This is a genomic window from Paenibacillus rhizolycopersici (assembly GCF_014947195.2).
In the GTDB taxonomy this organism is placed as follows: Bacteria; Bacillota; Bacilli; order Paenibacillales; family Paenibacillaceae; genus Fontibacillus; species Fontibacillus rhizolycopersici.
On record NZ_JADCNN020000040.1, the window covers coordinates 1 to 16,720 of the forward strand.

The 16,720-nt window shown below is 49.0% G+C and carries 11 protein-coding genes and 2 tRNA genes; 11 read left to right on the plus strand and 2 right to left on the minus strand.

Annotated features, from left to right (window positions below; genetic code table 11):
• Window positions 1–30 precede the first annotated feature (30 nt).
• The 10 genes from IM700_RS22660 (at window position 31) to IM700_RS22705 (ending at window position 13,036) form a co-directional block, all read left to right on the plus strand.
• Window positions 31–107 (plus strand) — tRNA-Pro (locus tag IM700_RS22660).
• 12 nt (window positions 108–119) lie between these two features.
• Window positions 120–193: transfer RNA gene (locus IM700_RS22665), tRNA-Gly, on the plus strand.
• A 337-nt stretch (window positions 194–530) separates the two neighbouring features.
• Window positions 531–3,326 carry a phosphoenolpyruvate carboxylase gene (ppc, locus tag IM700_RS22670; RefSeq protein WP_193419119.1) on the plus strand — a complete coding sequence of 932 codons (2,796 nt, stop codon included), beginning with the start codon at window positions 531–533 and terminating at the stop codon, window positions 3,324–3,326.
• A 259-nt stretch (window positions 3,327–3,585) separates the two neighbouring features.
• On the plus strand, window positions 3,586–4,161 hold the full coding sequence (sigW, locus tag IM700_RS22675; RefSeq protein WP_155608456.1) for an RNA polymerase sigma factor SigW: 576 nt from the start codon (window positions 3,586–3,588) through the stop codon (window positions 4,159–4,161).
• A gap of 137 nt (window positions 4,162–4,298) precedes the next feature.
• Window positions 4,299–4,919, plus strand: a complete 621-nt coding sequence (locus tag IM700_RS22680) for a zf-HC2 domain-containing protein (RefSeq protein ID WP_155608455.1) — start codon at window positions 4,299–4,301, stop codon at window positions 4,917–4,919.
• Between the two features lie 248 nt (window positions 4,920–5,167).
• Window positions 5,168–5,998: a diadenylate cyclase CdaA gene (gene cdaA, locus IM700_RS22685; RefSeq protein ID WP_155608454.1), complete on the plus strand. Its 831-nt coding sequence runs from the start codon at window positions 5,168–5,170 to the stop codon at window positions 5,996–5,998.
• Complete coding sequence (locus IM700_RS22690; RefSeq protein WP_155608453.1) at window positions 5,991–7,361, plus strand: CdaR family protein; 1,371 nt, start codon at window positions 5,991–5,993, stop codon at window positions 7,359–7,361. The genes cdaA and IM700_RS22690 overlap by 8 nt, the downstream gene beginning before the upstream one ends.
• A 102-nt stretch (window positions 7,362–7,463) precedes the next feature.
• Window positions 7,464–8,804: a phosphoglucosamine mutase gene (glmM, locus tag IM700_RS22695; RefSeq protein ID WP_193419117.1), complete on the plus strand. Its 1,341-nt coding sequence runs from the start codon at window positions 7,464–7,466 to the stop codon at window positions 8,802–8,804.
• A gap of 1,002 nt (window positions 8,805–9,806) precedes the next feature.
• Window positions 9,807–11,639 (plus strand): glutamine--fructose-6-phosphate transaminase (isomerizing), encoded by a 1,833-nt coding sequence (gene glmS, locus IM700_RS22700; protein ID WP_193419115.1) that lies wholly within the window; start codon window positions 9,807–9,809, stop codon window positions 11,637–11,639.
• 344 nt (window positions 11,640–11,983) lie between these two features.
• Complete coding sequence (locus tag IM700_RS22705) at window positions 11,984–13,036, plus strand: CdaR family transcriptional regulator (protein ID WP_239484155.1); 1,053 nt, start codon at window positions 11,984–11,986, stop codon at window positions 13,034–13,036.
• Window positions 13,037–13,076: 40 nt separating this feature from the next.
• On the opposite strand, the gene IM700_RS22710 is transcribed toward IM700_RS22705, so the two are convergent.
• Entirely contained in the window at window positions 13,077–14,213 is a 1,137-nt protein-coding gene (locus IM700_RS22710) for a glycerate kinase family protein (protein WP_193419114.1), read from the minus strand.
• An 18-nt stretch (window positions 14,214–14,231) separates the two neighbouring features.
• Window positions 14,232–15,533, minus strand: coding sequence for a GntP family permease (locus tag IM700_RS22715; protein WP_193419112.1), 1,302 nt, complete (start codon window positions 15,531–15,533; stop codon window positions 14,232–14,234).
• 490 nt (window positions 15,534–16,023) lie between these two features.
• Between IM700_RS22715 and IM700_RS22720 the strand changes: the two genes are divergently transcribed.
• A complete protein-coding gene (locus tag IM700_RS22720; RefSeq protein WP_193419110.1) occupies window positions 16,024–16,650 on the plus strand; it encodes a type 1 glutamine amidotransferase family protein in 627 nt (208 codons plus the stop codon).
• The last annotated feature ends 70 nt before the right edge of the window (window positions 16,651–16,720 follow it).

A 16,720-nucleotide genomic window follows, 5' to 3' on the forward strand; every position in this document is an offset into this window, starting at 1 on the left:
CCATTTTTTAAATCAATACCACCTTATTGACGGGATGTAGCTCAGCTTGGTAGAGCACCTGGTTTGGGACCAGGGGGTCGCATGTTCGAATCGTGTCATCCCGACCATTTCTTTAAGGTGCGGGTGTAGTTCAATGGTAGAACTCCAGCCTTCCAAGCTGGTAGCGTGGGTTCGATTCCCATCACCCGCTCCATACATAACAGCAACATCATCGGATAAGATGATGTTTTTTGTTATAATTTTAGAGGATTATCTCCTTCCCGGGTATAAAAATTTTCTATCATTAACTTATACCCTTGCATTTTACTGCTTTACCGTGTTAGGGTAAGTGAAGTTGAAATGAATAGCGCTCCACTACGCGCATCACAGCTTCCCAGGATAAAATTTCTTACAAATTAAGTGAAGATTTTCAGGGGAGTTTATTGTATGATGTTAAGAAACGCTTAGCGAACGCCATTTGGTCTAAACGACAAAGATGATGACAATGCGGAATGAAGCTTGCTGCATTAGGGATGAAATGGGGGAGAAACATGACAGAGTTAACGGTTACCGCAGGAAAAGGCAACTCGAATAACTTGCTTCGGCGCGACATTCGTTTTTTGGGCAATATTCTAGGAGAGGTCCTGGTGCATCAGGGCGGCAATGAGCTCTTGGATATTGTCGAGAAGATACGTGAAGCCAGTAAATCCCTGCGGGCTGTATTTTTGCCGGAATTGCATGAAGAATTTAAAGGTATGATCAATTCTTTAGAGCCCGGAATCCGTCATCAGGTGATCCGTGCATTTGCGATCTACTTCCAACTGGTGAATATCGCAGAGCAGAACCACCGGATTCGCCGCAAACGTGACTACGAGCTATCTGCCGGGGAGACCGTTCAGTCCGGCACGATCGAGGCAGCTGTCCGCGATTTGAAGGAGCAGGGCTTTAACTATGCTGAAGCCCAGGAGATCCTGGGAGGCATGTCGCTGGAATTGGTCATGACGGCCCATCCGACGGAAGCGATGCGTCGCGCGATTCTAGACATCCACAAGCGTATCGCTGACGATGTTATGCAGTTGGATAACCCGACGCTCACGTTCCGGGAACGGGAACAACTGCGGGAGAAGCTGCTTAACGAAGTGATTACCCTTTGGCAAACCGATGAGTTGCGTGATCGTAAGCCCACCGTACTGGATGAAGTTAGAAACGGCATGTACTATTTTCATGAAACCTTATTCCATGTATTGCCTGAAGTGTATCAGGAGCTGGAACGCTGTCTGACTAAATACTATCCGGAGCATTATTGGCACGTGCCAACGTATTTGCGCTTCGGTTCCTGGATCGGCGGCGACCGGGACGGCAATCCATCGGTAACCTCGGATGTGACTTGGGAGACGCTGCGGATGCAACGCAAACTGTCGGTTCGCGAGTACCAACGGATTTTGTCCGAGTTGTTCAAGCACCTCAGCTTCAGCACCAGCATTGTAGACGTAACGGACGAACTGATGGCCTCCATTCAACGGGATCGCCTTCAGGTCACTTTGCGCAAAACGCAGCAATGGAACAACGATAAAGAACCATATCGTATCAAGCTGACGTACATGACGGAGAAACTGCACAATGTTTTGGATGACAGCAAGAGGGATACGCCAGAGCGTTACCCAAGTGTTGAAGCGTTTATCCAGGATCTGAAAATCATCGACCGGAGCTTACGTCATCACTACGCCGACTATGTTGCCGATACCCATATTAAGAAGCTGATTCGTCAGGCAGAGCTGTTTGGCTTCCATACGGCCACGCTCGATATCCGTCAACACAGCAAAGAACATGAGAACGCCATGACGGAAATTTTGGCGAAGATGAATATCGTGGACAATTATGCCGAGCTGGAGGAGCAAGACAAGATTGAGTTGCTGGAACGTTTGTTAAACGACCCGCGGCCACTCACTTCTCCGTATCAGGATTACAGCGAGAATACGAGAGAGTGCCTGGATGTTTACCGCACCGTGTATCTGGCGCAAAAAGAATACGGCCAGCAGTGCATTACCAGCTATCTCATTAGTATGGCGGAGGCGGCCAGTGATATTCTCGAGGTCATGGTCTTCTCGAAAGAGGTGGGCTTATTCCGCAAAGAAGCCGATGGATCGGTCGTATGTACACTGCAAGCTGTTCCGCTGTTTGAAACGATCGACGACTTGCACGCAGCGCCGGGAATCATGCGCCAGCTATTCGGCATGCCGATTTACCGCGAGTCGGTAGCGGCGATGAACGATCTCCAGGAAATCATGCTGGGCTACTCCGACAGCAATAAGGACGGCGGTGTCGTTACGGCGAACTGGGAGCTACGCGTAGCGCTGAAGCAAATTACGGCCGCAGCCCATGAATATGGCGTTAAGCTAAAGTTCTTCCACGGACGCGGCGGCGCGCTTGGGCGTGGCGGGATGCCGCTGAACCGCAGTATCCTCGTGCAACCGCCAGAAACGATTGGCGGAGGTATCAAGATCACCGAGCAAGGCGAAGTGATTTCTTCGCGTTATTCTTTACGCGGTATCGCGTACCGCAGCTTGGAGCAAGCAACCTCGGCGCTGATTACCGCGGCGATTCAAGCGAAGCTCCATCAAGGAACAAGTCCGGAAGAGCAACGTTGGGAAGACATCATGGCGGGCATTTCCGAGAAATCGCTTCATAAGTATCAAGATCTTGTTTTCCGCGAACCGGATTTCTTGAAATTCTTCCGTGAATCGACGCCATTGGTCGAGGTCGGCGAGTTGAATATCGGTTCCCGTCCTTCCAAGCGCAAGAATAGCGATCGGTTTGAGGACCTGCGGGCGATTCCATGGGTGTTTGCCTGGACGCAAAGCCGGTACTTGTTCCCAGCCTGGTACGCAGCGGGGACCGGTCTGATGGACTTCTACCAAAACAACGAAGAGAACCTCAAGGTTCTTCAAAATATGTATCAGCATTTCTCATTCTTCAGAACGGTGGTTGATACACTACAGTTCGCGTTGATCAAAGCAGATCTGGTGATTGCTAAAGAGTATGCGAAAATGTGCTCGGATGACGAGGTTAAGGATCGCATCCTCAGCCAAATTGAAGAGGAGTTCCGCTTGACTCGGGAAATGGTGTTGAAAATCACCGGCATTACCGAGATCCTCGATAACATACCTGGGCTGCAAGAATCTATCCGCTTGCGTAACCCATATGTCGATCCGCTTAGCTATTTGCAGGTACAGCTCTTGACGGAGCTGCGCACGGCGCGAGACCAAGGTCAGGATGATGCCGAACTGCTGCGTGAAGTGTTGCTTACGATTAACGGAATTGCCGCAGGTCTCCGGAATACGGGTTGATACCTGCAGATTTATCGACAGGAAAGTCAAAACGGGCCTTCTCTACGAGGAGGTCCGTTTTTTTGCATTCCGCTTTTGCTGAATGTATTGCATTTTGTGAAAAGTTGCTTTAACATTTGAATGAAGTGCCGACGACTGGAAGTACCCTTTAAATTGTCATAAAGTCAGGTTACTAAAGGGACGAATAGCCGGACAGGCAGGGTATAAGTATATAAGGATATCATGTACCTGAGCCCTTCCAACCGATTTGGGGGAAAATATGGTGGTGGAACATTTTGATGCAAGACTGGTGAAGCTGGCCCGCAAAGGAGATCAGGGTGCCTTCGCCGAACTTGTTGATCTATATAAGGATAAGCTTTATCATCTCGCATACCGGATGTTGTCGAATCGTCACGAGGCGGAGGATGTCGTACAGGAGACGTTCTTAAGGGTGCACAAAAATTGGAGCCGATACGACGATAAGCAGAAGTTCTCCACGTGGATTTACCGGATTGCGACCAACTTATGCATCGATCGGCTGCGGAAGCGGAAGCCAAGTTATTATCTGGATGCCGAAATGAACGATCAGGAGGGCATGGACGGATACACCTTGATTCCCGGGGACGAACGAACGCCGGAATCGGAATATCTGCTGTCGGAAACGCAACAGACCATCCACCAAGCCATCGACGGCTTGCCTGCCAAATACAAGTCGGTGATCGTGCTCCGTTATCTTCAGGAAATGTCGCTGCAAGAGATCAGCGACGTGTTGGATATGCCGGTGACGACGGTCAAGACGCGCGTTCACCGTGGACGGGAATTTCTGCGTAAGAAGCTAGAGCATAAGATGCTTTAAAATGGGGACCCCTCCAACGATATTATTTTTGAAACGAAATGTGAATCGTTACGTATGTTAAGGTAGGACGACTATGATCTCTAGCCGTGCCCTCCGCTTTTTCGCATAGATTAGTACTACTGAAAGGATTGGCTGATATGGAATGCAAACATGCCTCATCCATGATGCATGATTACCTGGACGGCGAATTGAGCCGCGACCATGTCGAACAGCTGAAGCTGCATCTAGACCAGTGTCCGGATTGCCTAAAGGAATTCAGGGAATTGGAAAGAACCGAAATGATGCTGTTTGCAACGATTAAACAGCATGCTAACCTATCGGCTCCCGATGAACTGGTGAACCGGATCATCAGCCAGATCCCGAGTCAGCCCAAGCAGCAGGCATGGATCCAATGGATCAGACGCCATCCGGCTTTGACGGCGGCAGCGATGTTTTTACTGGTCATGCTGTTCAGTGCAGTATCTCTTTGGGATAGCGACGATCAACTCGTCGTTAAAGGAGCGGACCTGGATCAGGTCATTATTCAAGGCGATACGGTCACCGTACCCAGCGACTCCAAAATTGTCGGGAACTTGACCGTCGAGAACGGCAAAGCCGAGATCTACGGTGAAGTGCAAGGCAACTTGACGGTGATTGACGGCTCCTATTACCAAGCCTCCACGGCGCATGTCTCGGGCGAAGTCAAACAGATTGATCAAGCGCTGGATTGGATCTGGTATAGGATTATCAATACGTTTACGGAAGTTGCCTATAGGTGATCATCGAACGATGTAGAATAAAATGGCGCCTCACCTTCGGGAATGGGCGCTTTTTTATTTGGTGATCGAAGGGAAAAATTAACAACAGATACGGAATGAGCCTATTTTTACTGAACGCTTGCATCTAACTTGTGAACGTTATAACCTAGTAGTTAGGGGAAACTTATAGAGACAAGCTTGTAGGTTGTACATATCGTTTCCTTGTCGGCGGGCCAAACGTCCGCAAGGAACATTCCGGGGGTCGCAGCATGAACTATTTTGTGAATCTGACTTGGCAGGATACCATCAAGGATGTTATCGATATCCTCATTGTTACCTATATAATATATCACCTGATTTTGCTCGTACGGGGGACGCGTGCCGTGCAGCTGCTCAAGGGGATTCTGGTCCTGGTGTTTATTTGGGCCGTGAGTACCTGGTTTGATTTGTACACGCTGAAATGGCTGATGAATCAGATGTTTACGTTTGGGGTGCTGGCGATCTTCATCATTTTTCAGCCAGAGCTTAGACGTGCATTGGAGCAGCTCGGTCGAGGTAAGCTGTTTGGACGGAATAGTGCGGATGAAGAGGAATTCGGCAAAGAGATCGGCGAGATCATTAAGGCCGTAAATTATTTATCACGTAGAAAGATAGGGGCCCTAATCGTTTTTGAACGAGACACGGGTTTAAATGAATACACCGAATCGGGGATTCCGATGCAGTCGATCATTTCTTCGCAACTGCTGATCAATATATTCATCCCGAATACCCCTTTGCATGACGGTGCCGTAATTGTACAAGGTCACCGGATTTCCGCTGCCGCCTGCTATTTGCCGCTGTCGGAGAATCCGTTTATTAGCAAGGAGTTGGGTACAAGGCACCGGGCAGCGATCGGGATCAGTGAGGTCGGTGATGCCGTCTCCATCGTCGTATCCGAGGAGACGGGGCAAATTTCTCTGGCGATTGACGGTCAAGTCGTTCGGGACATCAACGAGGAGTCGCTGATTTCCAAGCTGTATGCGGAATTAGGTCCCAACTCGAACACCAAAGAAAAACGCAGCCCGTTCCGCAGACGGAAGGAGGCCGGCAAAAATGGATAAATGGCTCACTCATAACAATTTTGCCAAGGTCCTCGCTCTTGTGTTTAGCATTATTTTGTGGGCCATGGTGCATCTGGACAGCGGAACCCCCGTTGACTCCACGACACTGGCGCAGCCGCGATTCATCGACAACGTCAAAATCGAAGTGACTGGATTTGACGAGGACAAATACATTCTGTATGACCTTGAGCCTAGCACAGTACGTATGGAGGTCAAAGGAAAACGAATTGACCTAACCACGAACTTTTCCGATTATAAGGCGAGGCTAAATCTTGAAAACCTAGGACCCGGAACGTTCACGCTCCCATTGACCCATGAGCTTCCTCCTGGAGTTGAACTCATCTCGATGGACCCCTCGATCGTAAAGGTGACGATCGAAGCGAAAGAGACCAGGACGATCCCCGTGACCATTGTCACGAAAGGGGAGCCGGCCGATGGATTAGTTCTTGGAACTCCGATTGTTGCTGGAGAAGGAACCGTAGATGTAACGCTGCCGGCAAGTGAGGTCCAAGAGTTGAGTAAAGTTGAAGGCACAGTGGACGTCACTGGACTCAAGGACTCGGTAAAAGGCAAAAGCGTCAAGCTGACGGCATATGATAGACAAGGGCAGCCGATGGAAAATGCGAAAATTTCGCCTAGTTCGGTGGACGTAGAAGTACCGATTAATAAACTTTACAAAAACGTGCCGCTCGAAGTACGCAAGTCAGGGCAACTGCCTTCCGGTTATGTTTTAACCGGTGTCGAGACCGATGTGGAAGGCGTCGTGCTATATGGCTCCAAAGAAGCGTTGGAGGGTATATCCTCCTATCCGGTGACGGTCGATCTGAGTCGTTCCGACGGGTCGACTGAGACTAAATACTCGGTGGACTTGACTCCTCCGGAAGGTTTTGAGAAAATCGAGCCGAGCTCTGTCACGATCACATTGCATGTCATGCCAGGCGGGCAAAAGCAGCTTGAAGGCGTGCCGGTAACGTTGAAAAATACGGGATCTTCGTACGACGTCAAATGGATCCGGCCGGTGGAGGCAATGCTGAGCTTGACGGTGATCGGGCCCAACGAGACGTTGGATGCTCTTCGGCCGGAGGACATTCAGATTACGGCGGACTTGGCGCATCTGGGGGCGGGAACCCACTCGGTACCGATCGAGGTGAATCTGCCAGAAGGTGTGGAATTAGCCGACTCGGAAACCTCAATAACCGTAGACGTGGAGCTGACGGAGAAAGGAAACCCAACCTCCGGTGTGCCTGTGGAACATTCGGATCCGGCAGACGGCGCTCAAAGCCCTGCTGGAAGCGGAACGCCATCCCGTCAGGAGGAAGGCGGCAATACGACAGAGGATATCACCTCGGGCAATGGTGCGTAACAAGAAAGATTAGCGGACAACCAAGAATATAGACCGGACAGTCATCACCCGGGAGACGTGGAGAACGGTACGGGGCTGGCAAAATATTGAAGGAGTGAAACCATGGGGAAGTATTTTGGAACGGATGGCGTAAGAGGAATTGCGAATCAAGAGCTGACAGCTGAGCTAGCTTACCAGATCGGGCGCTGCGGAGGTTACGTGCTGACTGGGCAGGCCTCCAAGCCGAAAGTCGTCATTGGTATGGATACGCGCATTTCGGGCGTCATGCTGGAGTCTGCGTTGGTGGCGGGAATGCTGTCGATCGGTGCGGACGTCATTCGTCTGGGCGTCGTGACAACGCCGGCTGTGGCCTATTTGACCCGCTTGCTTCAAGCGGATGCGGGCGTCATGATTTCTGCCTCCCATAATCCGGTTGAGGATAACGGGATCAAGTTTTTCGGCAGTGACGGATTTAAGCTGTCGGACGATACGGAATTGCAAATCGAAGAACTGCTCGACAAGGATACCGACGAATTGCCACGGCCGATTGGCGGCGGTTTGGGTACGGTGACGGTCGATAACGAATCGAAGCTGAAATACCTGGATCATCTGAAAACGACAATCGGCTCCTCGTTCAAAGGGCTGAAAGTCGTGCTGGACTGCGCGAACGGAGCGGCCTATGAGCTGGCACCGAAGCTGTTTAGCGAGCTAGGAGCCGAAGTGCATACACTGGCCGCCGAGCCAAACGGCCTCAATATCAATGACCATTGCGGATCTACGCATCCAGAACGGCTCAAAGAGGAAGTCGTGCGTCTAGGTGCTCATCTCGGACTTGCTTTTGACGGCGATGCGGATCGGTTGATCGCCATCGATGAATTAGGCGAAGAGGTAGATGGCGACTACATCCTGTGCATCTGCGGTGACGCGATGAACAAAGCCGGTAAACTGAAAGACAGTACCGTTGTTTCGACGGTGATGAGTAATTTTGGCTTCTACAAGGCAACAAAGAAACTGGGATTGGCTACTCAGCAAACCGCGGTGGGTGACCGTTATGTGATGGCAGAGATGCTGCGCGGCGGCTACAATCTTGGTGGGGAACAATCCGGGCACGTGATTTTCCTGGATTACAATACGACCGGGGACGGAATTCTGACGGCGATTCAGCTAGTCGATACGCTGTTGGCTTCCGGCAAGCCGCTTAGCGAGCTGAAGAAGGTCATGAAGCAGTATCCGCAGGTGCTGGTAAACGTCCGCGTTCAGGACAAGAGCAAGTTTGCCGGAAATGCTCTGATTGCCGAAGCGATTGCCGAGGTCGAGCAAGAGCTGGCCGATAACGGACGGGTACTGGTTCGTCCGTCGGGGACGGAATCGCTTATCCGCGTCATGGCTGAAGGGCCGGAGAAGGCAGAGCTGGAGAAGCTGGTTTCGCAGATCGTGGAGGTCGTGGAGAAACAATTGGTGTAACGACCTGACTTTTTATTTGGATATAGGATCCTTCAAGGACCGCTGAACAGGATTGATTTCCTGTTCGGCGGTTTTTTGCTTAGGTTTGGTAAGGACTACAGTATCTTTTTTACTCCTTTTGACGATTATCCCGTTGCATCAGGTCATGTCATGCATAGTCGTGGTGTCGTCCTGTAAACAGGAACAACTCGACTCGGGGGCATGAAGCTACTTCAACTGAGACACAATTCCCCCATTTCTGAACGAAAGGGATAATCGTGTAAAGAGGCGTGAGGTTGACCCTAAGGGCATTAAGGACCCTAAGGATCATAAAGGCCGTAGCTCGACGGGGAGGGGTCAGACGTTGTTCTGGGCCAGAGGGGTAAAAAGCACGATTTGATGAATCAGGACAAGTTGATCATTGCCAAATCGGGTGAAGGTGCATATAATTAAGCATATTCGAGCAAAGAAAGTGAGGGTTGTCAGGTTTACCGGAAGTTAAGCGCCAGAACTTCATTGTGCGCGTGCGTTGGGATCGTAAAGGGTAAACAGGCGCTCTTAGGAGACGTTGTCGCTAGGGCAGAGGCGGAAGGCCAATCTGCCGGTGACCGCAGAGAATCTTGAGGCGTTAGCGAACCAAACGTACGGCAAAGCGAAGTTGACGAGGTGGAGGTGTTCGGAATGTTCGGCGGGGGCCTCCCGGTGCTTCATCGCACCGTAACCGCATCGGCAAAAGGAATGGGCGACCGTTCCCACAAACCGTGCGGGCAGATGGAACATCACATTCATTGGATTTTCATGAATGTACGTAAGCAAGCAACGCGGAAGAAATCCGCGGTGGACGGAGCAATCTGGGCATTCGTGAAAAGGTGGTTGAAAATTGCAGAATCGTCTGCTTTTGACCAAGGTGTTTTTTTGACAATTGAATAGTTCTGTCTCAGTACACTGCGTGATTCTTCTTCCGTGTTCCGCTTCTTACGGCCAAAAACCATCTTGTAAGAATGAAACGGAGGATAAATTATTATGTGTGGTATTGTTGGATATATTGGGAATCGGGATACGCAGTCGGTGTTGCTTGACGGATTGAAGAAGCTGGAGTACCGCGGGTACGACTCAGCCGGGATCGCGGTATTTACGTCAAATGGCTTGAAAATCGCGAAATCGTTGGGACGTCTGGCCAATCTGGAGTCGAAATTGGAAGGTGCACCGCTCAAGGGATCGGCCGGGATCGGTCATACCCGCTGGGCTACGCACGGCAAACCGTCTGACGTGAATTCCCATCCGCATACCGACCATACTCAGAAGTTTTCGGTCGTGCATAACGGGATTGTTGAAAACTATCTGGAGTTGAAGGAAGAACTGATCGAGCAGGGGTACGTCTTCGTTTCGGAAACGGACACCGAGGTGATTTCCCATTTGGTGGCCCGCGAATATCAAGGCGATATCGTGAAAGCCGTTCAGAAAGCGATCAGTTTTATGCGCGGCGCTTTTGCGCTTGGGGTTTTGACCGAGTATGAACCCGAGAAACTGGTTGCGGTTCGTCAAGCTAGCCCGCTCATTATCGGTCTCGGTGAAGGCGAGAACTTTATCGGCTCCGACATTCCGGCTTTGTTGAATTATACGCGGAACGTGTATATTTTGAATGACGGTGAAATGGCGGTATTGACGAAGGATGCTGTCGAATTGATGACGATCGAAGGGAACTTTATTTCTCGGGAAATGATTCGTGTCGATTGGGACGCCGTGACCGCGGAAAAAGGCGGTTTCGATCATTTCATGCTGAAAGAGATCCACGAGCAACCGAAGGCTTACCGCGACACGATGTTGGGACGCATCGACGAAAGTGGACGGAAGGTTGTGCTTCCAGGCCTTAAACTGTCAGACGAAAAAATCCGCAGCTTGACCTCGGTTCATGTCATCGCCTGCGGTACGGCTTATAATGCCGGTCTGGTCGGCGGGACGGCGATCGAACAACTGGTGCGCATTCCGGTGATGAACGACGTTGCCTCGGAATATCGTTATCGCTCGCCGCTGATCACGCCAGAGACGCTCGTGATCGTGGTCAGCCAATCCGGTGAAACGGCGGATACATTGGCGGCGCTGCGTGAAGCGCAAGCGAACGGTGCGCATGTACTAGCGATCACCAACGTGGTTGGCAGCTCGATCGCCCGCGATGCGGACGATGTGATTGCGACGCTGGCGGGTCCGGAAATTGCCGTTGCTTCGACGAAAGCTTATACGTCCCAGTTGATCGCGTTCTACCTGCTTGGTCTGTACATGGCTCAAGTGCGCGGTACCCAAAGCGCGGACGATGTAGCCCATGTCATCGCCGCGATGCATTCGCTGCCGGAGCAGGTGGAAAGCATGTTGGCTCAAGCCGATACGGTGAAAGCTTACGCGGAGCAAATCGCCAGCCACGAGCATCTGTTCTTTATCGGCCGCGGCCTTGACTATTCCGTCGTGCAGGAAGGCTCGCTGAAGTTGAAAGAGATTTCCTACATTCACTCCGAAGCGTACGCCGCTGGCGAGTTGAAGCACGGCACACTGGCTTTGATTGAGGAAGGCGTTCCGGTCATCGCGCTTGCGACCCAGGAAACCGTGCTCGAGAAAACCGTCAGCAACATCAAGGAAGTGAAAGCCCGCGGGGCGGACGTCATGGCGATTACGCACGAAGAGAACGTGCCTGACCTGCTGAAGTCCGTTGACCAAGCGCTGGCCATTCCGAAGACGTTGCCGCTACTGACGCCGGCCTTGTCCGTTGTACCGCTGCAACTGCTCGCGTACTACGCAGCGCTGGCTCGCGGCAACGATGTCGACAAGCCGCGGAACTTGGCGAAGAGCGTGACGGTAGAGTAAGTGATGTCTGATGACATTTGAACAAAGCTTATAAAGTATGACTGCAAGCCGAGCTGATTTCAGGTATTTACTCCTGATTTCACTCGGCTTTTTCTTTTCTCCGCGATTAACTGAATTAATTTCATAACTCACAAGCCTTGATGTAGCTGGATATATTAGGCACATCCCCTATGCCGCAGATTCGACACGAGCCACATTTATTCCCCTCCTGCGTCGTCGTAGGTCCAGTAGAGGTGGGGTTAGCAGTGATTTGTAACGTGTGTTATGATTACGTGGAGTATAGAAACCGCGAACTGTTTTCAAGCAGATTCATCTATCGCACGGGTTATTGTGAGGGTCGATTAATGAACGAAGAAGGAGAAGCTTCCATGTATGAGTTAACACATATTCAGGCCCAGAGCATTGTCGATCGAATGATGAAAGACATTCCCTATAATATTAACATTATGGATCGAACTGGCATGATCATCGGAAGTGGAAATAAAGATAGAATCGGCACGCTGCACCATGGTGCAGTACAAGCCATACAAAAACGAAGGATCGTGGAAATTTTTGAAGATGAGGAATTCGTAAAGAAGGGAATTAACTTACCAATTGAGCTGAATGGCAACATTATTGGAGTAGTAGGAATCAGCGGTGAAGTAGAGGTAACGAGACCCTTCGGTAACATTCTGAAGTCAGCCGTGATTTTGTTAATCGACAATAGCATCGCTTTGGAAAAGAAGAACGTTCAAAAAAATCTCAAGCTAGAGTTTTTTACCCAAGTCATCAATGTGGAGACTGCTTATACGCAGGAAATGATCGATCAGGCGTTGATCTATGGTATTCAGTTGACGAGACCTTTCCAGATCATTTACGTGGAATCTCCCACAGAGATTGACGAGCATATTGCCATAAGTGTCCCCTTTTTCAAAATGACGCAGACTTCACTTTGTATCGTCGTTCAGGTAGCAGATCAGATTGAGGATCTTCAACAGACGCTAGAAAAGCACTATCCCAACACCTTGATATCGATGAGTAATTGGAATGATAAGATTGCCGATGGGCTTGCGCAGGCCAAGTCGGCGATGCGCGTGCTGAAGGGGGTCTACACGAACCAAAAGCATATATCCTACGCGAATTGTGATTTAATCGTTGACATGTTGATATCATTTAAAAATGATGTCAGATTAGAGCGCCTAGCCCATGTGCTTGAACAAAATTATGAATTAATCAAAACGCTACAGATTTATATTAATTGCAACCTTAACCTAAATGAAACTGCCAGTAAACTGATGATCCACAGGAACACGTTAAACTATCGATTAAACAAAATCCATCAAGTTACGGGCAAAGATCCCAAAAATGTCATGGAGCTCATGGAACTCATCTTGATGCTGATTAACCGAGTAGAATAAATGAGGACGGCCGTATAATGCTGAGGCCGTCCTCCAAGTGTTATTTTAACAGTCTCGCAATATTTTCCGAGGTACGAGCAACATTTTCCTTGCCTTCCGCTAATAAGGTATCAAGATCGGCTGCCTTTGGAACAATACCAAAGATGGCATCAAACCCTTCATCGTATAAGGCCTCTATATCTTGGCCGATAGATCCCGCCAAAGCGATCACCTTGATATCGCTGTTCACGCTTTTTGCTGCCTGAGCGACTCCATAAGGGGTTTTGCCGAATTTCGTCTGAAAGTCGATCCCGCCTTCACCAGTGAAGCAATAATCTACATGTTGGAGTTTTTCTTTAAGTCCGGTATACTCAATTACAATTTCAATTCCTTTTTTCATGGTTGCGTTTGTGAAGGCCAGCAATCCGCCTCCGAGGCCGCCTGCGGCGCCTGCTCCAGGTAAATCTACAATGTCCGCTCCAATTTGCTGCTTAATGACATTGCTATAATGTCTTAAGCTCTCATCCAACAAGGCAACCATTTCCGGAGTGGCCCCCTTTTGGGGCCCGAAGACTACGGAAGCCCCTTTATCACCACAAAGTGGATTGGTCACGTCGGATGCAACCAGGATATGAATATGTTTTAATTGCGGATGCACGTCAGTGGGATCAATGGTATCCAGTGCAAGGAGGCTTCCTCCGCCAAACGGCAATTCCTTCCCTTCCTTATCCAGGAATTTATATCCCAGCGCTCTAGCCATACCTGCTCCTCCATCATTCGTAGCGCTGCCACCAATGCCTAGAATGATGTCCGTAATGCCCCTTTCAATACAATCCTTTATGAGTTCACCCGTTCCAAAGGTAGTCGTAATGAGAGGGTTTTTGGTTTCCTTCGTCACATGATGAATTCCACTAGCAGATGCCATCTCGATGACACCTGTCTTGCCGTCTCCCAAAATTCCATAATGCGCGATAACTGGTGTTCCAAGAGGCCCGGTCACTTCTTTCTGAATGATGGTGCCACTTGTTGCATCCACCAACGACTGAACCGTGCCTTCACCGCCATCCGCCATAGGAACATGAATACATTCCGCATCCGGAATAGCTCTTTTGATGCCGATTTCCATAGCTTCACACACTTCTTTTGCCGTCATGCTTTCTTTAAATGAGTCCGGAGCCAGCATAAATAGTTTACTCATTGAGGATTCCCCATTCCTTTATAAGATAAATCCGAATAGAACCACGGCTACGATCGTCATTGCTAAACCGACGATGCTTTCATATAAGGCCACCTTCAACCGATCCTTCATGCTCATGCCCATCGCATTCCGTGTCACGTGGAAGTAGGTTCCGTGCGGCAGGTGGTCGATGACCGTAGCCCCCGCATGGGTCATTACTGCGGCCGATAGAGGAGCAACGCCTGTATTGAGAATCGCATTTGAGAAGGAGCCTGTGGCCAAAATAACTCCTGTTGAAGTCGATGCGGTTGCCCCGGCCATCAACACGCCTGCGATAGGTGCCAGGAAGACTCCGGAGATGCCCGACGATTCAACCAATGCAACAACCTCTGCGGGCAGGGTAGAAGCCGTAATCAATCCACCAATGGCACCCGCCCCAATAATAATCAAGATTGTTGGAGTCATTCGATTCAAACCGGCCGTGCAATAGTTCAGTATTTCTTTCGATTTGCCTAAGGTTAAGGCACCGACTACGCCGGCAAACGGTAAAATAAACAATGAATCAATCTTAAGCTTTGCTAAAAAGTCTGCTCCGAGCATCGAGCCAATGGGACTAATCATCAACAGCACAATCGCGATGACTGGAGCTACCAAAGCTTTGGATAAAGGAGGCAGGTTCTTTGAACTGGTTTTTTCCAATTCAGCTGCTTCCAGATCTGTCACTTTCGTGCCTTTAAATTTAATGAATGATGCGATAATGACAGTAACGGCCAATCCAACAAGCGCAGGAACGACTCCACCAAGCATGACCTGGTTTACATCGAGCTGAAATCCGCCGGCCGCTGCAATAGTGTTTGGGTTCGGTGAGATAATGTTGCCCGCCTTACCTCCACCAGAGAGGGCAACGAGCAAAGCGATTTTGGAGTACCCCATTTTATTACCTACCGATAACGCGATCGGGGCAACAATCAAGACGGCCACAGGAATGAATACCCCTACTGCCGTGATCACCATGGTAGCGAGCGCAAGGGATAACATCGCTTTCGTTCCACCTAGTTTATCAACGATGAATTCTGCAATGGTTCCGGCTGATCCCGATTCCATCATTACGCCGGCAAAAACACCTGCAGCGATAATTCGTATAACGGTACCTTGTACACTTTGAGTTCCAGAAATCAGGATGTTGATGACTTCCGAAAAATTCGCCCCGCCGATAAACGCACCAACTATTGCTCCTAGAATTAGTGCATAAGTGGGTGCCAGTCTAAACAAAATTAAAATAATTGCTAGCGCTAAACCCGCTAAAGCACCAATCCAGGATATATCTAATGCTGCTGTCATCTGAAAAATCCTCCTCATGTTGATTGTTCTAATTTGGTGCCCCTATTTAAAATTCACCGTACTAATAAACCTCATTCACATAGCCTCAGTCTCTATCTAGTTGTGTAATTGCGATGTGGTGAAGTTATCCCTCCTTAAAAGTTCCTAAATTCACTAACTTGAATACGGTTTCATTATATTAAGATTTAGGCCATCAAACAATTGATATTCCAATGAATATAATTGTGCATATGCACTAAATTTGTTCGACTCTAAGATTTTCCGATTCACTCGGAGAATTGATATTAACCTTTATAAGGAGACTTGAAATCTATTACCTGGTTTAGTCGGCGAGGACGGGGTTCATTGCTTGAGCTAATGGTATATTATCAACTTTAATAGCTTCACTGACAGCGTATGTCAGTGAAGTCATTTTATTATGATGATAATCATGGATTACCGATGGACGGTTGGTATCACTTGATGAATTGAAAATAAGGAGAACTTGCAAATGGATAATACGGTATATCTTTATGTTTTTGACACCATGGCAGACTGGGAAATAGGCTACTTAACTGCCGAATTGAACTCGGGAAGATTTTATAAAAAGGGGCTGGCCCCATCCAAAATTGTCACCATGGGAATTGATAAGACTCCAGTAACTACAATGGGTGGATTGAAAATACTGCCTGACATCCAATTGGATGAGTGCAGCATTGAAAGATCTGATCTATTGATTTTGCCCGGTGGAGATACATGGACAGAAGCCATTCATCACCCTATCTTAAAAATTGCTGAGAGGTGTTTAAGGGAAGGAATATGGGTTGCAGCGATTTGTGGTGCTACAATGGGACTTGCCCAGACAGGATTGCTGAATTCACGTGGGCATACAAGCAATGATCTGGAATACCTGAAAATGATCTGTCCCACCTATACAGCAGAAAATGATTACAAGATGGAGCCAGCTGTAACTGATGGAAAACTGATCACGGCATCTGGAATAGCTCCGTTGGAATTTTCTGCGCACATCTTGAAAGCTTTGGATGTGTTTTCTCCAAAAACGTTAGACGCCTGGTATAGCCTTAATAAGACTAATGAATCTAAATATTACTATGAGTTGATGAATTCAATACAATGAGGGTCCCAGCGACTTTGCATTGCGAGTCAATCGATTGACCAATACTGCACGTTAGTTCAATAAAAAGAAT